The 25,852-nt window shown below is 44.3% G+C and carries 18 protein-coding genes, 1 tRNA gene and 2 pseudogenes; 9 read left to right on the forward strand and 12 right to left on the reverse strand.

Annotation, left to right across the window (positions count from 1 at the left end; translation table 11 throughout):
• From HMPREF9431_RS13520 to crcB, 8 genes and pseudogenes are all read right to left on the reverse strand, one after another.
• Positions 1–276, reverse strand: a pseudogene (locus HMPREF9431_RS13520) (IS256 family transposase, variant Zn-binding type); the annotation flags it as partial.
• Positions 277–282: 6 nt separating this feature from the next.
• A pseudogene (locus HMPREF9431_RS13775) lies at positions 283–330 on the reverse strand (hypothetical protein); the annotation flags it as partial.
• 226 nt (positions 331–556) lie between these two features.
• A tRNA-Ile gene (locus HMPREF9431_RS07500) sits at positions 557–630 on the reverse strand.
• Positions 631–756: 126 nt separating this feature from the next.
• Entirely contained in the window at positions 757–1,014 is a 258-nt protein-coding gene (locus HMPREF9431_RS07505; RefSeq protein ID WP_025070667.1) for a hypothetical protein, read from the reverse strand.
• A 126-nt stretch (positions 1,015–1,140) separates the two neighbouring features.
• Positions 1,141–1,671 carry an RNA polymerase sigma-70 factor gene (locus tag HMPREF9431_RS07510; protein WP_004380616.1) on the reverse strand — a complete coding sequence of 177 codons (531 nt, stop codon included), beginning with the start codon at positions 1,669–1,671 and terminating at the stop codon, positions 1,141–1,143.
• Positions 1,672–1,947: 276 nt separating this feature from the next.
• Positions 1,948–3,249 (reverse strand): MFS transporter, encoded by a 1,302-nt coding sequence (locus HMPREF9431_RS07515; RefSeq protein WP_040561328.1) that lies wholly within the window; start codon positions 3,247–3,249, stop codon positions 1,948–1,950.
• 485 nt (positions 3,250–3,734) lie between these two features.
• Positions 3,735–4,907 (reverse strand): TlpA disulfide reductase family protein, encoded by a 1,173-nt coding sequence (locus tag HMPREF9431_RS07520; RefSeq protein WP_040561329.1) that lies wholly within the window; start codon positions 4,905–4,907, stop codon positions 3,735–3,737.
• Positions 4,908–4,982: 75 nt separating this feature from the next.
• The gene (gene crcB, locus HMPREF9431_RS07525; protein WP_004380619.1) at positions 4,983–5,366 is read right to left on the reverse strand and encodes a fluoride efflux transporter CrcB; all 384 of its coding nucleotides are present in this window, start codon (positions 5,364–5,366) and stop codon (positions 4,983–4,985) included.
• A gap of 390 nt (positions 5,367–5,756) precedes the next feature.
• On the opposite strand from crcB, the gene pnp reads away from it, so the two are divergent.
• Positions 5,757–7,961, forward strand: a complete 2,205-nt coding sequence (pnp, locus tag HMPREF9431_RS07530; RefSeq protein WP_004380621.1) for a polyribonucleotide nucleotidyltransferase — start codon at positions 5,757–5,759, stop codon at positions 7,959–7,961.
• A gap of 106 nt (positions 7,962–8,067) precedes the next feature.
• Here pnp and HMPREF9431_RS07535 read toward each other — a convergent pair whose 3' ends face one another.
• On the reverse strand, positions 8,068–9,300 hold the full coding sequence (locus HMPREF9431_RS07535; protein ID WP_004380622.1) for a M16 family metallopeptidase: 1,233 nt from the start codon (positions 9,298–9,300) through the stop codon (positions 8,068–8,070).
• Between the two features lie 79 nt (positions 9,301–9,379).
• Between HMPREF9431_RS07535 and HMPREF9431_RS07540 the strand changes: the two genes are divergently transcribed.
• Entirely contained in the window at positions 9,380–10,309 is a 930-nt protein-coding gene (locus tag HMPREF9431_RS07540) for a PfkB family carbohydrate kinase (protein ID WP_004380623.1), read from the forward strand.
• Positions 10,310–10,342: 33 nt separating this feature from the next.
• On the opposite strand, the gene HMPREF9431_RS07545 is transcribed toward HMPREF9431_RS07540, so the two are convergent.
• On the reverse strand, positions 10,343–10,882 hold the full coding sequence (locus HMPREF9431_RS07545) for an LOG family protein (RefSeq protein WP_004380624.1): 540 nt from the start codon (positions 10,880–10,882) through the stop codon (positions 10,343–10,345).
• Positions 10,883–11,376: 494 nt separating this feature from the next.
• Here HMPREF9431_RS07545 and HMPREF9431_RS07550 point away from each other — a divergent pair, with 494 nt between their 5' ends.
• Complete coding sequence (locus HMPREF9431_RS07550; RefSeq protein ID WP_040561332.1) at positions 11,377–12,450, forward strand: winged helix DNA-binding domain-containing protein; 1,074 nt, start codon at positions 11,377–11,379, stop codon at positions 12,448–12,450.
• Positions 12,451–12,495: 45 nt separating this feature from the next.
• On the opposite strand, the gene HMPREF9431_RS07555 is transcribed toward HMPREF9431_RS07550, so the two are convergent.
• Positions 12,496–13,719 (reverse strand): 3-deoxy-D-manno-octulosonic acid transferase, encoded by a 1,224-nt coding sequence (locus HMPREF9431_RS07555; protein ID WP_040561334.1) that lies wholly within the window; start codon positions 13,717–13,719, stop codon positions 12,496–12,498.
• Positions 13,720–13,758: 39 nt separating this feature from the next.
• The gene (gene gltX / locus HMPREF9431_RS07560; protein WP_004380627.1) at positions 13,759–15,276 is read right to left on the reverse strand and encodes a glutamate--tRNA ligase; all 1,518 of its coding nucleotides are present in this window, start codon (positions 15,274–15,276) and stop codon (positions 13,759–13,761) included.
• A gap of 96 nt (positions 15,277–15,372) precedes the next feature.
• Between gltX and HMPREF9431_RS07565 the strand changes: the two genes are divergently transcribed.
• The 6 genes from HMPREF9431_RS07565 to HMPREF9431_RS07590 all read left to right on the forward strand — a co-directional run bounded on the left by HMPREF9431_RS07565 (position 15,373) and on the right by HMPREF9431_RS07590 (position 25,836).
• A complete protein-coding gene (locus tag HMPREF9431_RS07565; RefSeq protein ID WP_004380628.1) occupies positions 15,373–17,496 on the forward strand; it encodes an HD family phosphohydrolase in 2,124 nt (707 codons plus the stop codon).
• Positions 17,497–18,097: 601 nt separating this feature from the next.
• Positions 18,098–20,470 (forward strand): TonB-dependent receptor, encoded by a 2,373-nt coding sequence (locus HMPREF9431_RS07570; protein ID WP_004380629.1) that lies wholly within the window; start codon positions 18,098–18,100, stop codon positions 20,468–20,470.
• Positions 20,471–20,629: 159 nt separating this feature from the next.
• Positions 20,630–21,625: an NAD-dependent epimerase/dehydratase family protein gene (locus HMPREF9431_RS07575; RefSeq protein WP_040561436.1), complete on the forward strand. Its 996-nt coding sequence runs from the start codon at positions 20,630–20,632 to the stop codon at positions 21,623–21,625.
• On the forward strand, positions 21,626–22,606 hold the full coding sequence (locus tag HMPREF9431_RS07580) for a phosphatase PAP2 family protein (protein WP_004380631.1): 981 nt from the start codon (positions 21,626–21,628) through the stop codon (positions 22,604–22,606).
• A gap of 36 nt (positions 22,607–22,642) precedes the next feature.
• Positions 22,643–23,983 carry a tRNA (N6-isopentenyl adenosine(37)-C2)-methylthiotransferase MiaB gene (gene miaB / locus HMPREF9431_RS07585; RefSeq protein WP_004380632.1) on the forward strand — a complete coding sequence of 447 codons (1,341 nt, stop codon included), beginning with the start codon at positions 22,643–22,645 and terminating at the stop codon, positions 23,981–23,983.
• Between the two features lie 11 nt (positions 23,984–23,994).
• A complete protein-coding gene (locus HMPREF9431_RS07590) occupies positions 23,995–25,836 on the forward strand; it encodes an ABC transporter ATP-binding protein (protein ID WP_004380633.1) in 1,842 nt (613 codons plus the stop codon).
• Positions 25,837–25,852 lie beyond the last annotated feature (16 nt).

Consider the following 25,852-nt stretch of genomic DNA (forward strand, 5'->3'; position numbering starts at 1 on the left):
TATTTTGCCTGATGAAGCATCCTGAAACAGCATCACACCAAATGTCCTGGAAAAGTATGTTGTATCCAGTATTATTACTGCAGATTTGGGGTAAGTAGCAGTAAAGCTATCTACTACTAAGCTCAACCTACGTCGTATGGTTCGCTTTGAACATTTATAAAGAGTGGATAGATCAGAAATCGTTCGATTTGCCGTCAGATAGTCATTCCATAGAGAAATATTATTTATACGCAGATCACCTTGAAATTGTCTACCACAATCCTTGCAAAAATACATCTGAACAGTACGTCGATGCCCATTTTTTTTAACATTTGAGCTATTACAGAAGATACAGTTTTTTTATTCATAGGTTTTCAAATGCTGCAAAGGTAGTAAATAAAAGGATTCAGAGAGGTTTTCAGCCTACCAAATGTCCATTACGCCGTCATTCATATATCATTTCCCAAAATTTAAAAGGTCACGGATGAAGAGTTTTCTTTTAAAAAGGTCACTTGAAGGTCACCGGCAAAAGAAAAAGCACTTGCGATAAAATTCGTAAGTGCTTGATTTTCATTTGTGGACCAGATAGGGCTTGAACCTATGACCTCCAGATTATGAGTCTGTTGCTCTAACCAACTGAGCTACAAGTCCAGTAAAGAAACAAATCTGTTCGGAGTGCAAAGATAGGTAATTTTGCGAGAAACACAAAATATTTAAGAAGAGATTTCAGCCGTAAGCATGATTTCACAAGCCCATTCAATGAGCCAACGACCCACTTTATGCATGCCCATTCAGACCCTCTTCATTCTCTGTTGTCAACGATAAATGGCGGAAAAGACGATGCTGTGCTTGGTTTATTTTGTCTGCATTCGCATAAGGATTCGGTTGATGTCGTTGATAAGTTTGCTCCAACAGAAACACTTGTTGGCGATTTTCTTCAGACAACATCATCCAATGAATTAACCGTTCTAAATCAGAGGTGCTGATTTCGCCCGTGACGAACTGTGCGATTAATTGGTAATCTATGCGTTGCACGACTTGATGTATAAGTGAATATAAAACGCTATATTGCCGTTTCTCCCATTCTTTCAGTGGAAGAATGTACTTATATAAACAAGTGTGGCGCGAGATTTACTTAATCCAAACTAATAAAAAATGTTATCACGCGAAAGAAACAGCCCGCAATTTCTTGCGCAACACGCGCAGAGCCTTATAAAGATGCACCTCAACCGTGCGTGGTGAGATGGCTAATTGCACAGCAATCTCCTTTTTCTTCTTTTCATGGAGATAGCTCAACACAAACACTTTCCGGCACTTCTCGGGGAGCGAATCAATGGCCATTCGGAGCTGTTCTTGCATTTCTTCGGTAGCAGTCAGTTCGCCCACATCTCCATTTTCAGGATGATAATACGACAAACGCCATTGATCCATCTGCTGCATGGCACGCGCATAATCGGTTTCTACCTGCCGATGTTTAATTAAATTGATAGCTTTTGTGTAGACCACCCGATAGAGATAGGCCTTGACATGGTTCCTATTTGTGAACTCTTTTCCACGCATCCACAAATCGGTAAATGCCTCTTGCACAAGGTCATCCACCTCGTTTTCGCGCACCAAACGTGCAGCATACAACGCAATGTTAGGATATAACTCCCAAAAAAGTTGTTTAAATTCTTGTTCTTGCAACTTCATTTTTGTTAGGTCTTTTCGCATCATCTGCTCCCGAAAGATGATTGAAAACACCTCAAAGAAACAGCATAGGGCAAGCCCTTTGCGATTTGTTTTATGTAGTTACACTGCAAATGTACATCTTTTTGCAGGGATAACCGAAAAACAAATCGTTAAAATTGATAAAACCTCATCCTTCTTTTACCCACGAACGAAGCGCGTCTGCACATCGTAAGTCCATCGATAACGAAGGCTAATTGGCTGCAAGTGCCCACCACAGGGGCCCTCTTTAACGTAGCATCAGACCTTTTCTGAAGTATTTTTACCTCCTTCTTCAGGATAGGTGAAAGGCACAAACCATGTAATCAGCAAGGCTGGAATGGTGCAAATCAACACAAAAAAGAAAAAGTGTTTGTAGCCCAAAGCATCGCTAAAGAGGCCACTCACCATGCCCGGAAGCAGCACACCGAGGTTCATTAAACCGCTGGCAAATGCATAGTGTGCCATTTGATGCTTTCCACGAGCCACTTGTTGCATCATGAAAAGCGTTAATCCCACGAAGCCAAATCCATAACCAAAATACTCCAACACAATGCCCCCACCAATAAGTAGCAAGCTGTGGGGCTGATAATAAGCCAAAAGGGTGTAGGCCACGAAGGGGATATTAAACACCAAAGCCAAGGAGAACAGGCTTTTTTTCAATCCGCGCCATGCGATGTAATAGCCTGCAAGAATAGAGCCAATGACAAAGGCTGCCGCACCAAAGGTGCCATAACACAATCCAATCTCTTGCTCACTCAGTCCCAAGCCTTGCATTTCGCGAGGCGCTTTGAGAAACAAAGGCACAATTTTCATCACAAAACCTTCGGCAAAGCGATAAAGGATGATGAAACAAATGTAATAAACGATGTGTGGCTTTTTGAAAAATTCTAAAAACACTTTAGCCAATTCGTCCCAGGTCTGCTGTAAAGATAGCTTTTTCTCTTGTGCCTTTTCGTGGGCTTGCGGCAGCATAAAATAATGATAAATGCCAATCGCCACCATCAAAACAGCGATGATGAGCATCACCAACATCCACGCTTGCGTGACCCCAAAACGCTGAATGAAGAAACCGGCCAAATAAACCAAGCCTCCGGTGGCTGCAATTTTCGCAATGTTATAGAATGCCCCTTGCCAGCCAATCCAGCGTGCTTGTTCCTCATTCGACAACACCGACATATAGGTTCCGTCGGCAGCAATGTCGTGGGTTGCACCACTAAAGGCTATCACGGCAAGCAAAGCGACGGTGATTGTGAAGAAGGTTGGCAGATGTAATGCAAACGCTATCAACGCAAACAGCACACCGGTGAGCAGTTGTGTCGTTACCACAAAGAACTTTTTGCTTTTATACATCTCTAAAAAAGGACTCCACAAGGGTTTGAGTGTCCAAGGAAATATAATTAAAGATGTCCAGAAAGCAATCTGTTTGTCGGACACCCCCATGCCTTTATACATCAAGGTGCACACCATATTGAGCACCACAAAGGGCATGCCCATGGCGAAATAGAGCGTGGGAACCCAGCTTGCGGGACTTCGTTTTATTTGCATTTCGTTCTTTTTCATTCTTGATTGATCCTCTATGGAATTTTTATTTACCTAACCTTTAGTCATAAAACAACTCAGAAGTTGTTCCTACGCACTGTTGCAATCAATATTTAATGTTTATTCACTAAAAAGATAATTCATACGGCTGCAAACTGTTTTTAAAGCTGTTATTCATCTTTTTGCCGAGTGCTTGCAACAGTTGGCATCCCCCATCTTTTGCCAACCGTTCGACAATATAGTGCAAACTGCTGTGCCATTCTCCACTTATAAACTTACCATCCGGTTGGTATGATGAAACGATATAACAAAGATGGCACAGTAATAGCATATAAATTGCATGACAATCTGCACCATATTGTGCACTAATCTGTGTGACATTGCGGCGTAATCTATGCCATATTACTTTTAAGTGGTGCGTATGTGGAAATAAAAAAGCGCCGGCAAGCAGAGCCTGTCAGCGCGTGGTGGAGTTGTTTTCACATGCGAAAAAGGGTCGCATGTTCTTAAAGCAGACTTTGAATGGCTGCGTTAATATCTTTTATTTGCGTGTTGCGCAACTTCAAAGTGTTATCTTTTCCGATGAGGAAGAACGTGGGAATCGACTGCACATTGTATTGGGCTAAGATGGGAGACTGCGCTCCTGCGTCGTCTCTTACGCTAATCCAAGGCAGCGCTTCGGTCTGCGTTTTCCAGAAATGTTCATCAGGGTCGATGGATATCTGATAGATTTCTAAGCCTCGCGCATGATACTTGTTGTAGAGATCGCGCAACATCATGATGCGTTTCGGGCTTTGGTCGGTTGCAAACAAATGGAAATCTAAGAGCACAACCTTGCCTGCGAGGTCGGATAGTCGGCGCACTTTGCCATGATTGTCTGCCAATGCAATGTCGATGATGCCGCTCACTTTCACCTTGTTGGGGTCGATTTGTGCCGGTTGTTGTTCGGCTTGCAAGATGCGTGCATCCTTCATTCCCTGAATAGCGATGTTATGCAGGTTCACACCGCGTTCGGCTTTGGGATAGAAAGTGTCCCAACTTGTGGCCACAGCTGCATAGACTTTGTTGTCTTCTTTGTTGTTGCGTGGGTTGAAAATGAGCAGTTCATTGTTGCCCAACACCACGGTTTGGAACAGCGCAAAGTAAGCATAAGCGCGCATAGGTGCCTTGAAAATATAGTTCAACTTAATGTTGTTTTTATAGTTTTCGACCACACTGGCCACACTATCTTCAACGGCATCGATACCGAGATTAGGGTTCTTTGCGATGGCGTTGATGCGACTTTGCAAGTTTTGTTGCAGAATAGAAAGCGTCTGAATTTGCTTACATTCGTCACTTCCTGTTACTTCATATTGGCGCGACATGGTGGGATAGGCCGCCTTGATGGTAATCGACTCTGTCGAATCTACCGCCAAGTTGATGATTTGTCCGGCAATTCTCAACCGATAAAACTCGGGGGCTTGTTCCGCTTCGCCACTGAAATTAAAGTGCCCATTGGCATCTAACTTCGTTGAATCAACGACAACAGGACCGTTCAAGCTCATGTTTTCGAAATATAACATCGAATCTTGCGCTTGCGAAATCTCACCTTCTATGTGATATTTCTTGTTGTTACAGGCTGTCAAAGTGATGGCAGCAATGGCCACAACGGCCATACAGAAGTGCTTCATTCTTTTCATTTAATGGTTCTTTCCCAGGTTGCTCATGCAAATTTAATGCAATAAATGGATTTGACAAAACAAATCATTGATTATTTAAATCCACTTCGCTACTTGCATTCCACCATAAACTGCGAGTAGACCGAGGAACACACTGCCACTCACATAGCACGCCATGGCTAAGAATTGCTGCTGTCGAAGCAAGGCAAGACTTTCGTTACAGAAGGTTGAAAACGTGGTGAAGCCGCCACAAAAGCCCACGATGAGCAGCAATTTTAATGCGTCGTTCGCGTCGTTATGATGCGTGAATAAGCCATAGAAGAAACCTATCAGGAGACAACCTGACACGTTGACAAGGGCCGTTCCCCAAGGAAATGTGTGGCAATGATCGCTCAACAGCAAGCGAGGAAGGTACCATCGGAGCACCGAACCGGCTGCGCCTCCTAAAGCAACAAGCAATATATGATGTAAATGATTCATGCCACAAAAGTAATAAAAAAATGGGATGCTGCGCTTTTCCCTACGAACGAATAGGAAAAATCCCCCTCCGGTTTAGGCGTTTTCCTAACAGATGGCGCAGAAAAAACGTTTACCTTTGCATCAGATTTAACATTCAGAGAGTTATTACAGACGATAGGTTTAGCATTTTAAGGAAAAAGATTTCAACGACTAATTGAAATAAAACATTGTAGAATAGGATTAACTATGTGATGAAGGGCCATTTCCGCAGCTGTGGGGATGGCTTCTTTTTTGTGTAATCCGTTGTAAAATTCATGAAATAATAAGGTTAACATTCTTTTGTTTCATTTATAATAGGTAACTTTGCGCCACATTATATATATAGATGTAAAGATAAACAATAAATTTTAGATGAACGTTATTACAAAAAAAGTTCAATTGCCTGATGGGAGAACCATCACAATTGAGACCGGAAAAGTTGCAAAACAGGCCGATGGTGCCGCAGTTTTACGTATGGGCAACACAGTACTTCTCGCGACTGTTTGTGCAGCAAAAGATGCCGTTCCGGGTACAGATTTCATGCCTTTACAAGTGGATTACCGCGAGCAATATAGTTCTGCGGGTCGTTTTCCCGGTGGTTTTACCAAGCGTGAAGGTAAGGCCAGCGACAGTGAAATCCTCATATCGCGCCTCATAGACCGCGCTCTTCGTCCCCTTTTCCCTTCAAACTATCATGCAGAGGTGTATGTACAGGTGATGTTACTCTCTGCCGATGGGGTTGATCAGCCCGATGCTTTAGCGGGTTTTGCTGCTTCTGCGGCGATGGCTTGCTCTGACATTCCTTTTGAACACACCATATCTGAGGTGCGTGTAGCACGCATTCATGGTGAATATGTCATTAATCCTACGTTCCAACAAATGGATGAAGCCGACATGGATTTGATGGTAGGTGCTACCAAAGACAATATCATGATGGTGGAAGGTGAGATGGATGAGGTCTCTGAACAAGAGCTGATTGGAGCCTTAAAGGCTGCTGCTGAGGCCATCAAACCCATGTGTACGTTGCAAGATGAATTGTCAAAGGAACTTGGAAAAGATGTGAAACGCGAATACGATCATGAAATTAATGACGAGGATTTGCGCCAACAAATCAAGACAGAGCTTTATCAACCGGCTTATGATGTGAATAAACAAGCGTTGGAAAAGCAAGCTCGTCATGATGCATTCGATAAGATTTTAGCTGACTTCTTAGAGAAATATGATGCTGCACATGCTGATTTAAAGGAAGAAGAGCTTGAGGAAAAGCATGCTGAAGCAACTCGTTATTACGAGGATGTGTTGCGCGATGCCATGCGCAGATGCATTCTTGACGAGGGTAAACGCTTGGATGGTCGTCAGACAACTGATATCCGTCCCATCTGGTGTGAGGTGTCTCCGTTGCCCATGCCCCATGGAAGTGCTATCTTCCAGCGCGGTGAAACGATGTCACTCTCTACTTGTACGCTCGGCACAAAGTTAGATGAAAAGCTTGTAGATGACGTGTTAGAGAAGAGCTATCAGCGCTTCTTGCTCCATTATAACTTCCCACCTTTCTCAACAGGTGAAGCAAAAGCACAGCGAGGTGTAGGTCGTCGGGAGATTGGTCACGGCCATTTGGCATGGCGAGGTCTTAAGGGTCAGATCCCAACCGATTATCCTTACACCGTTCGTTTGGTGAGCCAAATCCTCGAATCCAATGGTTCTTCGTCGATGGCTACTGTTTGTGCGGGCACTTTAGCATTGATGGATGCGGGCGTTCCGATGAAGAAACCTGTGAGTGGTATTGCGATGGGACTCATTAAAAACCCAGGAGAAGAGAAGTATGCTATACTGAGTGACATCCTGGGTGATGAGGATCACTTGGGCGATATGGACTTCAAAACCACAGGAACACGTGATGGTCTTACAGCCACACAGATGGATATTAAATGTGATGGCCTCTCGTTTGAGATTTTAGAGCAGGCATTAATGCAGGCCAAAGCAGGTCGTGAGCATATTTTAAACTGCATGCTTGAGACCATTTCTGAACCTCGTGCAGAGTTGAAACCACAAGTTCCGCGTATTGAAGCCTTTGATATTCCTAAGGAATTTATTGGCGCTGTCATTGGCCCCGGTGGTAAAATCATTCAGCAGATGCAGGAAGAAACCAACACAGTTATCACCATTGATGAGACTGATGGCAAAGGACATATCACCGTTTCTGCACCCAACAAGGATAGCATCGAGGCCGCTATTGCCAAGATTAAAGGCATCGTGGCTATCCCAGAGATTGGCGAAATCTACGAAGGTACTGTGCGTAGCGTGATGCCTTACGGCTGCTTTGTTGAAATTCTTCCTGGAAAAGACGGTTTACTTCATATCTCAGAGATCGATTGGAAACGCCTCGAAAGCGTCGAAGAAGCTGGTATTAAGGAGGGAGATAAGATCAGAGTGAAGCTCATGGACATCGATCCTAAGACGGGGAAATATAAACTTTCACGTCGTATTTTGATGGAAAAGCCCGAAGGTTACGTTGAACGTGAGCGTCGTCCACGCCCGGATCGTCGTTCACATCGTGAGGGTGAGCGTCACGAATAATTGTATTTTTTATTATAATTCACATAACAAGGAGGAGAACAGACTTGCTGTTCTCCTCCTTTTCTTTGGGTATACCTGACGCGACAGATGGCGAACGATTGTAAAACTATTTATAGATGAGCGTGGTGAGACCTTGCTCGTGCATGATTTCCTCTGCCACAGCCTGAATACTTTCAGCTGTAACTTCGTCAATATGACGATAAAGTGAGGTGATATCACGCTCCCAACCATAATGCAAAAAACTCTTCCCGAAGTCCAAAGCAAAGTTCTCTTTATTGTCACAAGCGATGCCTATTTGCCCCTTTAACTGCCGTTTCGCTGCGGCAAGCTGCCGTTCTGTCAAAGGTTTATCAATCATTTTATGAAGTTCTCGCTTGACCAATCGCACACATTTATACATGTCATCGTGGTCGCAACCAAAGTAAACCGCCCACAAACCTGCATCATCATAGTTCACCATGGTGCTCTCAATGGTATAGACTAAACCATGCTTCTCGCGCAGACTTTGATTGAGTCTTGAGGTCATTCCGGGCCCACCTAATATGTTATTTAAGAGGTAAAGGCTCATTCTCTCTTCCTGATGAATGCTGTAACCCCGATGCCCCAACATCACATGTGCCTGACATGTGCCCTTATTTTTTGTAAACCAATCGGGAAAATAGCGCTGCAAAGGTTTCTGAACTGTCGGGTGAATGATGGGCTTAGCGGCAGGAAAATCGTTCGTAGCCTGCTCTAATAGCTTCACAACACGTTGGAAATCGACGTCGCCCGAGATAAAGAAAATGCTGTTTTCCGGGCGATAATATTTCGCAGTAAACATGCGTGCGATGTCACTATTGAATGCTTTTACCGTGAGTAGCGAACCTAAAATGTTGTGTCCTAAAGGGTGATTGCCGAACAAGATATTCTCAAAATCATCATAAATCAGTTCGGCTGGCGAATCATTATAACTATCGATTTCATCGCATATCACATCCTTTTCCTTGGCAAGTTCTTCTTCCGGATAGACCGAATGAAACACCATATCGGTCAAAAGATCAATAGCTTGCGGCGTATGTTCTTTGAGAATGGCCGCATGAAACACCGTGTCCTCTTTATTGGTAAACGCATTTAAATCGCCACCCACGCGCTCTAAAGCATTGCTGATGGCCCAAACACGCCGCCGTTTAGTACCTTTAAAGGTGGCATGCTCACAGAAATGTGCCAAGCCACATTGTAGGAATCGTTCGTTGCGCGAGCCTACATTGATCTCGTAACCGCAATAAACAACATGTGAAGAGGTGGGTAGATGGATAATCCTTAGCCCATTACTAAGGGTGCAAGTGTTGTATAAATTCATAGCGCAAAGTTACTTAAAAATTTGTATTTTCTACCGAATTCCCTTATATTTGCAACCCAACAAGCAGTCATCATAACGTATGCGTAAAGTCATTGGTATAGGAGAAACCGTCTTAGATATTATCTTTAAGGACAATAAGCCTGTGAATGCGGTGCCCGGAGGATCGGCTTTTAATGCCATCATCTCTTTGGGTAGAGCGGGAATTTCAGCCCATTTCATCGGCGAAGTGGGCCATGATCGTGTGGGAACTTACATCCTTGATTTCCTGAAAGCGAATCATGTTGATGGCTCTAACGTGGAGATTTCGCCCGAAGGACAGTCCCATTTGTCGTTAGCTTTCTTGGATGAGGGCAACAATGCCGATTATTTGTTTTATAAAGACCATGCCCATGATTCGTTTTCGATGGGCTATCCCGAGATAAACCGCGATGATATCGTGCTTTTTGGCTCATTCTTTGCGGTGAACCCTATCATACATGCCGAGGTAAACGAGTTCTTAAAATTCGCCCATCAAAAAGGCGCTATCCTTTATTATGATGTCAATTTTCGCCCATCTCATCGGCATGAGGTGATGAAAATCACACCCAACTTCATCGATAATCTCGAACTTTCTACCTTTGTTCGGGGGAGTCATGAAGACTTTGAGGTGCTTTATAAGCAGACAGATGCCGCGAAAGTCTATCAAAACCAGGTGAAGTTCTATTGTAAAAACTTCATCTATACGCGTGGAAGCAAGCCCGTTTCCGTGTTTGCCACACCCCAATTCCAAAAAGATTACGATGTTCCGCCGTTGCAACCCGTGAGCACCATCGGTGCAGGAGACAACTTTAATGCCGGTTTTATCTATGGTTTGTTGAAAGAACACATCACGTTGCAGCAAATAGAGGAAGGACTATCGGCTGTACAATGGGATGCTTTGATAGGCTCTGCGCAAGCTTTTTCTGCCGCGTGTTGCCAAGATATTTATAACTATGTGAGTGAAGCGTTCGGCCAAAAAATGTCGATGTAATCGGCACTTTTTAACCATTCAGCCGTTTTTTCGTTACGCCATATCTTGCAAAAGCGCGGCGATGTCAGTCAAGTTGTTTGCCGTTTGAATATAATCTTGCCATTTCCCGCGTATCATTTGTTGGGCTTGCAGGTCGTCAAGCAGGTTGATCAGCGGATTGAAAAAGCCCTTCATGTTATAAAGGATGATGCCCTTTTGGTGATAACCAATCGTTTTACTGGCTGCCACGGTAAACACTTCGTCAAGTGTTCCGATGCCTCCCGGCAAGGCAATGAGCACATCACTCTTTAGCAAAATCAAGTCTTTGCGGTCGCTAAGGTTATCACATGCAATACTTATATCCACGTAATCGCTCACTCTTCCACCTTGTTCGATGATGCGGGGAATAACTCCTATGGTCTGTCCACCGTGCAAATGCACCGCTTTCCCCACGCATTCCATAAGCCCACAATTACAACCTCCATAGACAATCGCGTGGCCTTGTGCGGCAATCCATGCACCTAAGGCCTCTGTTTCTGCAAAAAAGTCGGCATCAATCGTGTTGTTTGCCGAGCAAAATACACCTATTTTCATCCCACAAATTTACAGAAAAATGCGCAATAACGTCTCTCCTTTATCTTTTTTTGATAAAAGAATCTGTGGCATTGAAAAAGGTTTTTTAGCGTAATCAAGAGGTGTTGAACACCCCCTAATATCCATAGTTCCCGCTATTTGATGATGCGTAAATAGAAATCCCATGATTTTAATCCCACTAAAAGCTATTGAATTGTTGTCTAATAGGGTGCATATTGTCCAACAATTCAATAGAGATTACCGGACAATTTGGTATATATTGTTCTATGATTTCCTCATGATTGTGTAATGTGTGCCGATGTAGCTCTTGACGAAAGGGAATTAATTACTTTACGATTTGCCCATCATTGTGCGGTGAACATGGATGTAACGTTGTTTGATGAGGGATATTTCGGTGGAATATAGCTCTGAAAATGAAGGAGGAGATTTGCCTGTTTACATTCTTTTCCGTATATTTGTAACATTCAATAGTGAGGAGCATACAGGACGAAATCATGGCATTAAACATCCTACCGATAAGACTTCGCAACCAGCAATTAGAGGATTCACAATTCAAATCTCCCGAAGATTTAGTTGCATGGATGGGGGCTGTTCAGGCACAACAGCCTGAAATGGCTAAACTTGCACTTGCCTTGCGCCTGCAAAAGGGGGCGGTCGACAGTATTGATGAGGCCATTGATGAGGCAAAAATCATACGAACTCACGTGCTTCGGCCTACATGGCATCTTGTAACTTCACAGGATATCAGATGGATGTTGCAGCTTTCTTATCGCAGATTGAAAAATGCTTATGATACTTATGAAAAGGGTTCTGGACTGTTATCGGAAGGACATGAATGGGCCAAGCATCTTGATACGCTCGCTCATCTCTTATGTCATCGACACTTAACTCGTCAGCAACTATCGGAGTTGTTCACGCAAAAGTTGGGTAAACTTCATCCGCATTTTATGACCAGTTTGCTCTTGAATGCAGAGCTTGAAGGTATTGTTTGCAGTGGAAAACAACAGCAAGGGAAGCACACTTATACGCTCATGGATGAGTGGGTGCCACCTTATCCTGTGCCAACACACGAAGAAGCGTTAGCCCTTTTGGCACGAAAGTATTTTCAAAGTCATGGTCCTGCATGTTTTAAAGATTTTCTTTGGTGGTCGGGTTTAACCATCACTGAGGCGAGAGAAGCGCTCGCTTTGATTGGTCATGAGTTGCAAAAGGTGGTGCATGGAGACGAGGATTACTTCTTTTTTGAGCAAGCCATTATAAAAAGAAAGCGGGTGGAGCGCATCATCTTTCTACCTGCTTACGATGAATATATCATTGCTTATAACGTGCGAAAGGATGTATTTCGTGCGAAAGATATGCCTAAAGCCTTCACTAAAAATGGTCTCTTTTTTCCATTAGTCCTCGTCAATGGTAAAGCGATTGGCACATGGAAACTGAAAAACAAGAAGTTTCCAATGCCCTTATACACGATGTTTGAGGACATGAAACAGCCTAAAGAGTCCATACTTTCACGAGCTATTGAGGAGTTTTCTTTACGCCTTGGAACGGGTAAAGATGCGATGTTGTAGATGGTTGGGGAGCGATTTGGGCTTACCCCACAGCTATTAGAAGCACTAAAAAATAATTTTACTTAAGATATTTTCTACGGCTCCGACCTTGCTTTCCACATATTTTCCAGCCGCATCTCCTGCTTGACGCAAGAAATCGGCATCGGTTTCGAATTGTGATAACAAGGTATCAAAAGACGCTTCGTCGGTGATTTCGAAGCCTCCTTTTGCTTGTTTCAACTCTTGTGCTTCCTGAAAATGTTGGTTGTTAGGACCAAAAATGACGGGAATGCCCCATACAGCAGCCTCTAAAACATTGTGAATACCCACGCCAAAACCACCACCAACATACGAAACGGTGGCGTAATGATAGATGGATGACAGCAGACCAAAACAATCAATCAGCAGCACTTCGGCATCCAACACGTTTGTTTCATTGGCTTGTGTGTAGCGTACTACCTTGCGATGCGGCAGCAAGGCTTCGATGGCTGCAAGGTGATCTTCGCCAATAACATGCGGTGCGATGATGAGTTTCCACTCGGGGTGTTGTTCAAAATATTTCAAAAAGATAGCTTCATCGGGCAACCATGATGACCCGGCAACGAATACTTGGGGTGCTGAACCGACGAAACGTTCGACGATGGGAAGCTGTTTTGCGGCCGCTTTAATTTGCAATACACGGTCGAAGCGCGTATCACCCACCACGTCAACGGCTGTGATACCAAGCGTTTTCAGCAAGGCCTTGCTCTCTTTGTTTTGCACATAGAAGTGTGTAAAGCATTTCAATACCTTGGCATATTGCGCACCATACCATTTAAAAAACACTTGATCGGGGCGGAAAATGCTGCTCACACTGTACGTAGGGATGTGACGATGTTGCAAAATGTGGAGGTAGTTGTACCAAAATTCATACTTGATGAAGAATGCCATCACGGGTCTTACCGTGCGTAAAAAGCGCTGAGCGTTGCGAATAGTGTCAAGAGGTAGATAGCAAATGATGTCTGCCCCTGCATAGTTTTTGCGCACTTCATAGCCCGATGGCGAGAAGAATGTGAGCAAAATCTTATATTCGGGATGCGATTTCCGGATGCTTTCCATCAGCGGTCTGCCTTGTTCAAATTCGCCTAACGAGGCAGCATGAAACCAAATATAGCGTGCTTGTGGGTCGACTTTCTCTTTTAAAAGCGCCACAGCCTGTCGCTCTCCCTTCCACATTTTCTTTACTTTTTTACTGAAGAGGCTTGCAATCGCCACGCCAAGTAAGTAAAGATAGATGACAATTTGATACACGAGACTTGTTGTTTAAATCTACTTCCTGCTCCTTTTCCCTTATTTCAAAACTTCCACAGCACGTTGCATGCGACGCAAAGTCTCTTCTTTTCCCAAGAAAGCCGATATGTCGAACATCCCCGGACCCATGCCTTTGCCGACCAATGTGAGGCGGAATGCATTCATTACGTCGCCCAATTTGTAGCCTTTTTCTTCCACCCAGCGCATCACTACGGGCTCTTGTCCCTCAACAGTGAAGTCGGTTATGCCCGAAAGTACATCAGAAAGCTCCGTCATTTGTTGTGCAGAGTACTCTTTCCAGCGCTTCTTGACGGTCTTTTCATCATAGGAAGCGGGTGCGATGAAGAAGAAAGCACATAAATCCCACAGCTCTTTTACGAAGTTAACACGGTCTTTCATCAGGTGAACCACTTGCTGAATGCGCTCCATCGGCTCATCTACTCCGTTGTTAGCCACGATAGGTGCAAAGAGAGTTGCTATCTCTTCGTCGCTTTTTTTCAAAATATATTCGTGGTTAAACCATATCCCTTTTTGGTAATCGAACTTCGCTCCGTGCAAGGAACACTTGCTGATATCAAAAGCTTTCACCAGCTCTTCTAACGTGAAGAGTTCTTGTTCGGTACCGGGATTCCACCCTAATAGCGCTAAAAAATTCACGACTGCCTCGGGAAAATAGCCGCTTTCACGATAGCCTGACGACACTTCTCCCGTCTTAGGATCATGCCATTCCAAAGGAAACACTGGGAAACCGAGTCGGTCTCCATCGCGTTTGCTGAGCTTACCCTTGCCTTCCGGCTTCAGCAACAGGGGCAGATGAGCAAACGAAGGCATGGTGTCTTCCCAGCCAAACGCTTGATAAAGCAACACATGTAGCGGTGCACTGGGCAACCATTCTTCGCCTCTGATGACATGTGTAATCTCCATTAAGTGGTCATCCACAATGTTTGCCAAGTGATAGGTGGGCAATTCGTCGGCACTTTTGTAGAGCACTTTGTCGTCGAGGATATCACTTTTCACCACCACTTCGCCGCGAATCATATCGTGAACATGCACTTCTATGCCGGGTTTGACCTTAAATCGCACGGTGTATTGTGTGCCATCGGCAAGGAGTTGCTGCACTTCTTGCTCCGAGAGTGTTAGTGAGTTGCGCATCATGTTTCGCGTATGCGCATCATATTGAAAGTTTTTTATTTCATTACGCTTTACTTCTAACTCCTCAGGTGTGTCGAATGCAAGGTAGGCTTTGCCTGCTTTGAGCAGTCGGTCAACATATTCTTTGTAGATTTCCCGACGCTCACTTTGGCGGTAAGGACCATGCTTGCCGCCAAAACTGACCCCTTCATCAAACCGAATACCCAACCAACGGAAAGACTCTATGATATATTCCTCTGCACCAGGCACAAAGCGTTGTGAGTCGGTATCTTCAATTCTGAAGATGAGTTCACCACCATGTTGGCGTGCAAACAGATAATTATAGAGGGCTGTGCGTACGCCTCCGATGTGCAAAGCACCCGTAGGGCTGGGCGCAAAGCGCACTCTTACTTTTCTTTCAGCCATTTCTTTGAATGATTATTTTCCGCAAAATTAATATTTTTTTTTCAGTATTGTGTGATTTTTTAGTATTTTCGCAAGGTCAAATATAAAAGCAACAACATGGATGTATTCAGCAAATATCAAAATATTCAATGGCGAAAGATTGCGACCCAGTTCGTACTTATCCTCATAACCGTGTTAGTTATCGTGTGGTTTATGCCGCGACATCAGCAAATACAATTTCGCTATGACGTTGGAAAACCATGGATGTATGGGTCGTTGATTGCAGATTTTGATTTCCCTATTTATAAGTCTGACGAGAGTATCAAGGCCGAACAAGATTCTATTTTGGCAGCTTTCCAACCTTATTACAATTATAACAAGGCACAAGAGCGACGGCAAATCAAACTCTTTCATCAGGCCTTCAGCCAACCAATCAATGGGCTTCCGACACCCATATTGCGCGTGATTACCGATCGGTTGCATCGTTTGTATAGCGTGGGCATCGTTAATACGCCTGATTATAACCTCATCTCTGGAGACTCTATGCGCACGGTTCGCCTCATCAGCGGTAAGGAAGTCAAGAGCGTTCAAGTGAATTGTCTCTATTCAACCCTCACGGCTTACGAAACGTTATTGGGCGATCCGGTGCTCAGTCCCTATCGAAATATTTTGCAACGCCACAACTTAATCAATTACATTGCACCCAATGTGGTGTATGATCGCCAGCGAAGTGAGGCCGAAAAGAACGACCTTTTGAGCAGCATTCCTTTGGCCAGTGGCATGGTGATGAGTGGGCAAAAGATTATCGATCGGGGAGATATTGTAGATGAATACACGTTTAGAGTGCTCAATTCTTTTGATAAAGAGTTGCAAAGACTCAGTGCATCCAAGACCGAAATCACCGATACTTTGATTGGGCAAATTCTCTATATTGCCCTCCTTGTCGTCATCTTCACGTCCTATTTAAATCTGTTTCGTAAGGATTATTTACAGAAATCGCGTAACATTGCGATGCTTTATGCGAGCATCACAATCTTTCCTATTGCGGTTTCTCTGATGATAACGCATAGCATTTTCAACGTCTATGTGCTGCCATTTGCGATGGTTGCCATTTTTGCGCGTGTGTTTATGGACTCTCGAACGGCCTTCATGACCCATGTTGTCATGGTGTTAGCCTGCGCTGTTGCGGTGAGATACCAGTATGAATTTGTAGTCATTCAGTTGCTGTCGGGGCTCATTGCCATCTATTCGCTGCGCGAACTCTCGAGTCGTTCACAACTGTTTAAAACGGCTTTGTGGGTAACTTCGGGCAGCATGGTGGTGTTTTTCGCCATCCAACTCATGCAAAGCAACGACATCATGAAGATGGATTTCGACATGTACACCCTCTTTATCGTCAATGGTGTGTTGTTGTTGTTGGCCTATCCGCTGATGTATCTTATCGAAAAACTGTTCGGATTTGTTTCAAATGTCACGCTCATTGAGCTGTCGAATACCAATAAAGGGGTGCTACGTGACTTGAGTGAGATCGCTCCCGGCACGTTTCAACATTCCATTACCGTGGGAAATATTGCGGCCGAGATTGCCAATCGCATCGGTGCTGACAGCTTATTGGTGCGCACTGGTGCCCTCTTCCATGATATAGGAAAGATGAAAAACCCTGTATTCTTCACCGAGAACCAAGCCGGTGTGAACCCACATGACAACATGAGTTATGAACAAAGTGCACAAATCATCATCAGTCATGTGACCGATGGAGTGAAATTGGCCGAAGAAAACAATCTCCCCGCCATCATCAAAGAGTTTATTTTGACACACCATGGGCGCGGTGTGGCCAAATATTTCTACATTAAATATAAGAACGAACATCCCGATGAGGACGTTGATATAGAGAAGTTTACCTATCCGGGCCCCAATCCTTTCACGCGCGAACAGGCCATTTTGATGATGTCTGACGCTACAGAAGCGGCCTCACGCTCGCTGAATGACTACACAGAAGAGAGCATTAGCGGCTTGGTAAACAAAATTATTGATGGGCAAGTGACCGAAGGTTTCTTTGCCGAATGCCCCATAACGTTCCGCGATATTAGTTTGGCCAAGAAGATTATCGTGTTCCGTTTGATGGCCATTTATCACACCCGCATACAATATCCCGAATTAAGTAAACGGGCGAAAGACGAGGAAAAAAAGAAAGAAGCGCCCTTATCGCCCGCAGAAGCTGAAGCCGCTGAGGGCGCATAGCTTGTGGTGTATCCCGGAAAATGCATCGCAATGGTCGGCCGAAGCGAGGGGGTGCCGTGGCAAAGTGCAACGGGTGTGTCCATCATAACTGCCTTCAAGCACGAGCATTTCTCTCGATTGGAAATGGATGTAAATACCAATCGTTTTAATTTACAAAATATCTTATAGGATTGGCGTATTTTCATTCCAAAAGATTTTGGATGGGAATACGCCAAAAATGGTGTGTGTAGGTATGGCACTTATAACCAGGTGGTTATAAAACAAACGCCAAAACGACACATGAAAAATAGGCGAAAATGCTCATTTTGCGCCTTGTTTTCGCCTCTTTTTGTGTGAAATAACGATGCAAAAGCGCTGTGTTTGTGGTGTAAAGTGGGCTGTTTTACACACAAAAGTAGTAGCATTTGCTGCATGATTTATGCCGCATCATCAGGAAAAGCATCATTTTCAATAGGAAAAAATTCTATTTCCATTCTTTCAGAACATCACTTTTTAGTTAAGAATAGTTTACAAAATGGAGAATTAGAAGACCAAGATTTGATTTTAATACAGAAAACACTTAATTTTGTATTTGATATTTGAATCTACTAAACTTAACAACATGAAATATCATTATTTGTTAAACAAAAGAATATCATTTGTGAAACAGGCTTTTATAGTCGGTTTGTCTCTCTTTTTCTTTCTCCCGGTAAAGGCTTATCATATTCGGGGAAAAGTGATAGATCCAACACAAAAGCAGACGCTGATCGGTGCAAATGTGGTGGTCAAAAAGGATTCTACAACCATTTTAAAAACTACTCAGACAGATGAGAATGGCTGTTTCTCCATCAAAGATATAGCTGAACCGAATATCAGTATTGCCATTTCTTACTTTGGTTATAAGGGCATCACCCTTCATTACTACGGTAATTCGTCGGATATAGATATGGGAACCATCCACCTGTTGCCAGAAACACAGCAGTTGAAAGAAGTGACTGTGATAGGGAAGCGAGTCATTCAGAAAGCCGATAAATATGTCATCATCCCATCTACAGAAGAAATCAATAGGGTTTCTGCATCTATAAGTTTGCTGAATGAACTGAAATTAAAGATGCCGGGACTTAGAATTAACGAAGCCCTTCAAACGATTGCCATAGACGGTTCCGCACCGGTCTTCATGATTAACGGCAAAAAACAGCCGCTGTCTAAAGTGCAAGGGCTGAACCATCAGGATATACTTCGAATAGAATATAGCAACACACCAGACCTTCGTCATATAGATGATGGCAACGGAGGGGTTATTAATTTTATCATGAAAACGCCGGTACAGGGTGGTTTTATCATGGCAAATACGAATCAGGCCATTACAACGATGCGCAACAGGTCGCAGCTTACGGGCAGCTATTTCAAGAAGAAATCGGAATGGAGCATGCAATATAACACCACATGGAGGGACTCCAAAAAGGTATATGACAACAAGAACGAAAGGTTTATCGGTAGGGAGTATGATGTTATACGTCGGCAAGAGGGCTTGCCTTCGACAACGAAAGACTTTGACAACAGTTTGCTGTTTTCATATACTTATATGTATGATCCGTCAACGATGTTGATGGCTTCATTAGATTTGAAATTGCATCATAAGAAGGATTGTGAAGACAATCGCATCGTAGAGCAATATGGTTCTTCGGTGGAACGCTACACGAAGAATTACTATACAAACAGCCACTACACATCGCCCTCTTTAGACTTGTTTTTCAGAAAGGCGCTGAGCAAAACGCAAACGATTGAATTAAACAGTGTCGGTAGGTGGTCGAACGGCGACTATACCAGGGGAATGCGCAACAGCAATCTCTATCATCAAGAAAACAATACCCATAACAACAGCTGGAATATGACCCATGAAGTTTTATACACCCAGCTTTTTAAAACGCTATCCACGAAATGGGGAGCGAACTATTCCCATCAAGTAGCCGAAAACAACTATGCAGAGAACAGCAGGAAAAAGGTTACAGACAAGCTCTTTAAAGACGATATTTATCTCTATGGTGTGGTGAGTGGTTCTTTGAAGAGCCTTGGATATACAGTTGGTTTAGGGGGAAAGATGTATAGAAATGCAACTGCAACGCGCAGCAAGACATTCTTCAGGTTGAAGACTACCGCCACCTTTAATTATGCTATGGGTAGGAACTGGAGTTTGAATTACCTTTTCATGTACAACCCTTCCCAACCTTCTTTGGCTAATTTCTCGAACGTCGTGCAAACCATAGACCGTATTTCCGTGCAGGTGGGCAATGTGAATGTGAAGCCCAGTGTGTGGACAAGAAACCGTTTGTTACTCTTGTTTAATAAGAATCATATCAGTTCTTCGTTACAAACCAGCTATAGCGTAACAACCAATCCATTGGTTAACACATACCAATATATTTCAGATGCGGCCTCACCCTATCATGGTCTGTTCATGAAGAAAACAGAAAACGGGAAAAATGATCGGCATTTTAATGTGGAATATTCCTTTGGAATGCAGAATATTGCCCAGCATCTTTCGTTTCAGCTGATTACTGGCTGGAGCCGATTTTCCATGGAAGGGAGCAATTACCGGCATCATGTGTCTAAGATGTATGCCTCCATTTCCTTGAATGGTTATTGGAAACACTGGTCGGTTTTTGCCAATATTGACCTTGCACCACAGTATAGCATTTGGGGAACAAATCTGTATAGTGGAACGAAATACAACTATATGGGGGTGAAGTATCATTTAAAGAACTGGGATTTTGGTTTGCGTCTTGACAATCCTTTGACCAAACGCGGGTTCATTCAATGTGCGGAAAATATCTCAAATGTAGTCCCCTCTCATTCCGAATATTATATTTCGGACATGGCCAACATGGTAGAACTATCCATACAATATCGGCTTCCGTTTGGTAAAGCCTACAAAAAGGCAAGCAGAACCTTGAGGAATAAAAACTTTGATGCCGGGGTTAACAATGAATATTAATCCCCATCGGTTGATGAGCACTTGCAAGGATTTCGGTTTATAACAGAAACTCCTTCTTTATGGTGCAGACTTATGTTGGCTCATTCGGGCTATTTTCATTGCAAAGTCTTTGCTATTCATGGAAAATACATTAATTTTGCGGCCACAAATAGCTATTTGATGAAAATATTAATCACGGGTGCCAGTGGCTTCATTGGCAGCTTTATTGTGGAAGAAGCATTAAGGCGTGGCATGGAAGTATGGGCGGCTGTGCGCAAAAGCAGTTCGAAAGCCTATCTCACCGATGCACGTATTCACTTCATTACACTTGACTTCTCGTCGCAAGAAGCGCTCGAACAGCAACTTGCCCCCCACACCTTTGACTATATTGTGCATGCAGCCGGTCTTACCAAGAGTTTGCATCACGACGAATTTTATCGGGTGAATACCGACGGAACGCGTCATCTTGTGCAAGCCATTTTGGCCTGTAAGATGCCCATTAAGCGGTTTATTTATTTGAGTAGCCTGAGTGTTTTTGGTGCTATCAAAGAGCAACCGCCCTACCAAGAGATTGATGAGACCGACCATCCACAGCCCAACACCGTCTATGGTAAGAGCAAACTCGAGGCCGAAGAATACTTAGATAGTGTGGGAAATGATTTCCCTTACATCATTTTGCGACCGACAGGGGTTTATGGTCCGCGCGAAAAAGATTATTTCCTGATGGCACAAAGCATCAAAAATCATGTGGATTTTGCGGCCGGTTTTCGCCGTCAAGACATCACGTTTGTTTATGTTTTGGATGTGGTGCAAGCTGTGTTCCTGGCTTTAGACCGTGGAAAAGACGGGCGGAAATATTTTCTTACGGATGGAAATGTCTATCAAGCGGCTGATTTCAGCAACCTCATTCGACAATATTTAGGTCGGCCTTGGTGCCTTAGGGTGGTGGCTCCGCTATGGGTGTTGCGGCTCATTACGCGCATAGGTGAAGTTTATGGTCGTCTGACTGGACATATCACGGCCTTGAACAACGATAAATATCACATATTGAAACAGCGCAACTGGCGTTGTAATATAGAGCCTACTGTCGACGAGTTGGGCTATCATCCGCAATACAATTTGCAGCAAGGAACGCAGGAAACGATGGCGTGGTATCAACAGCAGCATTGGTTATAGATGGCAAAAAAACAAAAGCATCAGACATCAACCCTACCTTGGCAGGGGAAAGGGTGGAGGCCCGAATATAAAGGTTTGTTGCCTTTTGAATGGGTAGTGCTGGCTTATATCCTTTTTACAAGTGTCATTGTGCTGTTCACTTCCACCAAGATGGCCAATCCAGAGGCCATGATTTGGGGGCGCATAAGGGTGGGAACTATGACCATAGCCTTATGGATAGTCTATCGCATGCTGCCTTGCAAGCTCACGATGTTCATGCGTGTGGGGGCACAGATGGCGTTGTTGGCTTGGTGGTATCCCGATACCTTTGAACTGAATCGGCTGTTCCCCAATCTCGATCACGTGTTGGCCACGTGGGAACAGCAACTCTTTGGCTTTCAACCCGCCTTAATCTTTGCACGCACTTTCTCATCTCCTATCATCAGTGAGCTGATGGATTGTGGCTATGTGTCCTATTTCCCCATGATTGCAACCATCATTTTGTTCTATTTCTTTAGGCGTTATGATGAATTTCAGCGCACGGTTTTTGTGATTTTAGCCTCCTTTTTCACCTATTATGTCATCTTCGATTTGGTGCCCGTTGTGGGTCCAACGTTCTATTATAAGGCCATAGGTTTGCACAATGCCGCGCAAGGTGTGTTCCCCAATGTGCACAATTATTTCAATTTGCATCAGGATTGCTTGCCGAGTCCGGGCTATGTGCAGGGCTTTTTCTATGACTTAGTGGAGGATGCTAAGGCTGCCGGCGAACGACCTACTGCTGCTTTTCCAAGTAGTCATGTGGGCGTTGCCACCATTTGCATGCTCTTTGCTTGTCAAGCCAAGAACAGAACGTTACTCTTGAGCTTGCTGCCTTTCTATGTATTCTTATGTATGGCCACCGTTTATATACAGGCACATTATGCCATTGACGTTGTCGCTGGCTTTATAACAGGCGTGGCTTTTTATTTTATTTTCAAATGGCTTTATCCACAGCGCTGATTCGTTGGTGGATGAAGTAGCATCAATTCAAAAACAATGGAGAAAAAATTATATATTGAAACCTATGGCTGTCAGATGAATGTTGCTGACAGTGAAGTGGTTGCTTCCGTGATGAAGATGGCGGGTTATGACCTCTGTGAGGATGAAAATGAGGCCGATGCTATCTTTTTAAATACGTGTAGTGTGCGGGAGAATGCCGAAAATAAGATCTTCCATCGCTTAGACACGTTGCATGCTGAGCAGAAAAAAGGACGTAAACTCATTCTCGGTGTGTTGGGATGTATGGCCGAACGTGTGAAAGACGACCTCATTCAAAACCACCATTGCAGTTTGGTTTGTGGTCCCGATGCTTATTTAAATCTGCCCGAAATGATTGCAGAATGTGAGTTAGGGCATACTGTTATGGACACCGAACTCTCAACCACTGAAACCTATCGTGACGTGCTTCCACAGCGCATTGGCGGCAACAAAGTGAGCGGATTTGTGAGCATCATGCGCGGTTGTAACAATTTTTGTCACTACTGTATCGTGCCTTATACGCGCGGAAGAGAGCGTAGTCGCGATGTAGAGAGCATTCTTAACGAGGTGAAAGACTTAGCACAAAAAGGCTTTAAGGAGGTGACTTTGCTGGGACAAAACGTGAATTCATACGGACTTTTGCCGAATGGGAAGCGGCCAAAGGAAGGCACTTCGTTTGCCGAACTGTTGCGCAAGGTGGCGCAAAGCGTGCCTCACATGCGCGTGCGTTTCACCACTTCGAACCCTGAAGATATGACCGAAGACATTCTTCATGCGGTGGCTGAGGAACCCAATTTGTGCAAGCACATTCATTTTCCGGCGCAGAGTGGTAGCAGCAAGGTGCTGAAACTAATGAACCGCAAGTACACACGCGAGGAATATCTCGACAAAGTAGCGGCCATTAAGCGCATCATTCCCGACTGCGGATTGACCACAGACATCTTCGTAGGCTATCATAATGAAACAGAAGACGACCAACAACTGACGCTCGACTTGATGAGAACGGTAGCCTTCGACAGTGCGTTCATGTTTAAATACAGCGAGCGTCCCGGTACGTATGCGGCACAACATCTGCCCGACAACGTGCCCGAAGAGATAAAGATTGCGCGTTTAAACCAACTCATTCAGTTGCAAAACGAAATCAGTGCAGCGCAAAATAAAAAGGATGAAGGCAAGGAGTTTATCATTCTTACGGAGCGTTTTGGCAAGCGCGACCGCAATCAACTCATGGGAAGAACCGAGCAAAATAAAGCCGTTATCATTAATAAGGGCAAGCATCATATTGGCGAATTTATCAAAGTGCGCATCACGGGCTCAACCAGTGCTACGCTCTTTGGAGAAGTGATAGACGAAGCATAGGAGAGGAAATCATGAGAGAGTTTTTGCAGGTGCTGCGCCGTTTTGTGCCACCTTATAAGAAGTATTTGGCGTGGAGTGTGTTTTTCAACATCCTTTCGGCGGTGTTGAATATCTTCTCGTTTATGACATTGATTCCTATTTTGCAGATTTTGTTCAATACAAAGGATGTCACCCCGGTTGAGAAACTCATCACATGGGACAGTGTGCACGGCGTGGAGAGCATGGTAGATATGCTCACCAACAACGTCAATTATTACATTCAGCACTACATTGCGAGTGCAGGAGCCGCCAACACGTTATTGGTTATTGGTTTGTTTTTGGCACTGATGACCCTATTAAAGACGGCTGCTTATTTCTTTTCTTCGGCCACCATCATTCCCATTCGCACAGGTGTGGTGCGTGATATTCGCAATCAACTTTATCAAAAAATCAATGCCCTGTCGCTGAGTTTCTTTAGTGAAGAGCGGAAAGGGGATATCATTGCCCGTATGAGTGGCGACGTGCAAGAGATTGAAGGCTCTATCATGTCGAGCTTAGACATGTTGTTTAAAAACCCCGTGTTAATCATTAGCTATTTCATAGCCTTGGTGATTACCTCGTGGCAGCTCACCATTTTCACCATCATCTTTGTTCCTATTTTTGGTTGGTTTATGGGCTTTGTGGGACGAAAGCTCAAAGCGCAGAGCATTGAGGCACAAGGGTTGTGGAGCGACACGATGAGCATGGTGGAGGAAACCTTGGGTGGCTTGCGCATCATCAAAGCCTTTTGTGCCGAAGGTTTGATGAATAAACGCTTCGATGATATCAATTCAAATTTCAGAAAGCAGGTGATGCGTGTGAACATTCGGCAGCAGTTGGCACATCCGATGAGCGAATTTCTCGGCACGGTGATGATTATTATTGTGCTGTGGGTGGGGGGAATTTTGGTGCTCAATTACAACACTTTGACAGGACCTAAGTTCATCTACTACCTCGTGATGCTCTATTCCATCATCAATCCACTGAAAGAGTTTTCGAAAGCCAGTTACAACATTCCTAAGGGATTGGCCAGTATGGAGCGCGTAGACAAGATTTTAAAGGCCGAAATCAGCATCAAAGAGAAAGAACATCCCGTGCATATCGTCGGTTTCGAATACGCTATAGAGTTCCGCCATGTGTCGTTTAAATATGATCATAGGTGGGTGCTACGCGATATTAATCTCATCATTCCTAAGGGGAAAATGGTAGCCTTGGTGGGGCAAAGCGGCTCGGGAAAGTCTACCCTTGTCGACCTTATCCCGCGTTATTATGACGTGCAAGAGGGCGAAGTGCTCATCGATGGCATCAATGTGAAAGACCTTGGGGTGCACGATTTGCGCCAGCTCATTGGCAATGTCAACCAAGAAGCCATCCTCTTCAATGACACCTTTGCCAACAATATTAAGTTTGGTGCACAGCAAGCCACACCCGACGACATCGAACGGGCGGCCAAAATAGCCAATGCCTACGACTTTATTATGGAGACAGAGCATGGCTTTGACACGAATATCGGTGACAGAGGCGGGCGCCTTTCGGGTGGACAACGGCAACGTGTGAGCATTGCACGTGCCATCTTAAAGAACCCTCCAATCCTCATTCTCGACGAAGCTACTTCAGCTTTAGATACTGAAAGTGAGCGATTGGTGCAGGAAGCGCTCACTCATTTGATGAAAACGCGCACCACAGTGGCGGTGGCCCATCGCCTGTCAACGATCAGAAACGCCGACGAAATCTGCGTGCTGCATGAAGGACGCATCGTGGAACGGGGCACACACGAAATGCTCTTGGCGCAAGATGGCTACTACAAAAAGCTCCACGACATGCAACAAGTATAGTTAATTGCAAGGATAG

This window comes from Segatella oulorum F0390, from assembly GCF_000224615.1.
GTDB classification, from domain to species: domain Bacteria; phylum Bacteroidota; class Bacteroidia; order Bacteroidales; family Bacteroidaceae; genus Prevotella; species Prevotella oulorum.

What these genes read in the sequence shown, in the direction of transcription:
- HMPREF9431_RS07510 (WP_004380616.1), bottom strand. Translation starts at nt 1,671, where the DNA reads ATGAAGTTGCAAGAACAAGAATTTAAACAACTTTTTTGGGAGTTATAT.
- HMPREF9431_RS07515 (WP_040561328.1), bottom strand. Translation starts at nt 3,249, where the DNA reads ATGAAAAAGAACGAAATGCAAATAAAACGAAGTCCCGCAAGCTGGGTT.
- HMPREF9431_RS07520 (WP_040561329.1), bottom strand. Translation starts at nt 4,907, where the DNA reads ATGAAAAGAATGAAGCACTTCTGTATGGCCGTTGTGGCCATTGCTGCC.
- crcB (WP_004380619.1), bottom strand. Translation starts at nt 5,366, where the DNA reads ATGAATCATTTACATCATATATTGCTTGTTGCTTTAGGAGGCGCAGCC.
- pnp (WP_004380621.1), top strand. Translation starts at nt 5,757, where the DNA reads ATGAACGTTATTACAAAAAAAGTTCAATTGCCTGATGGGAGAACCATC.
- HMPREF9431_RS07535 (WP_004380622.1), bottom strand. Translation starts at nt 9,300, where the DNA reads ATGAATTTATACAACACTTGCACCCTTAGTAATGGGCTAAGGATTATC.
- HMPREF9431_RS07540 (WP_004380623.1), top strand. Translation starts at nt 9,380, where the DNA reads ATGCGTAAAGTCATTGGTATAGGAGAAACCGTCTTAGATATTATCTTT.
- HMPREF9431_RS07545 (WP_004380624.1), bottom strand. Translation starts at nt 10,882, where the DNA reads ATGAAAATAGGTGTATTTTGCTCGGCAAACAACACGATTGATGCCGAC.
- HMPREF9431_RS07550 (WP_040561332.1), top strand. Translation starts at nt 11,377, where the DNA reads ATGGCATTAAACATCCTACCGATAAGACTTCGCAACCAGCAATTAGAG.
- gltX (WP_004380627.1), bottom strand. Translation starts at nt 15,276, where the DNA reads ATGGCTGAAAGAAAAGTAAGAGTGCGCTTTGCGCCCAGCCCTACGGGT.
- HMPREF9431_RS07565 (WP_004380628.1), top strand. Translation starts at nt 15,373, where the DNA reads ATGGATGTATTCAGCAAATATCAAAATATTCAATGGCGAAAGATTGCG.
- HMPREF9431_RS07570 (WP_004380629.1), top strand. Translation starts at nt 18,098, where the DNA reads ATGAAATATCATTATTTGTTAAACAAAAGAATATCATTTGTGAAACAG.
- HMPREF9431_RS07575 (WP_040561436.1), top strand. Translation starts at nt 20,630, where the DNA reads ATGAAAATATTAATCACGGGTGCCAGTGGCTTCATTGGCAGCTTTATT.
- HMPREF9431_RS07580 (WP_004380631.1), top strand. Translation starts at nt 21,626, where the DNA reads ATGGCAAAAAAACAAAAGCATCAGACATCAACCCTACCTTGGCAGGGG.
- miaB (WP_004380632.1), top strand. Translation starts at nt 22,643, where the DNA reads ATGGAGAAAAAATTATATATTGAAACCTATGGCTGTCAGATGAATGTT.
- HMPREF9431_RS07590 (WP_004380633.1), top strand. Translation starts at nt 23,995, where the DNA reads ATGAGAGAGTTTTTGCAGGTGCTGCGCCGTTTTGTGCCACCTTATAAG.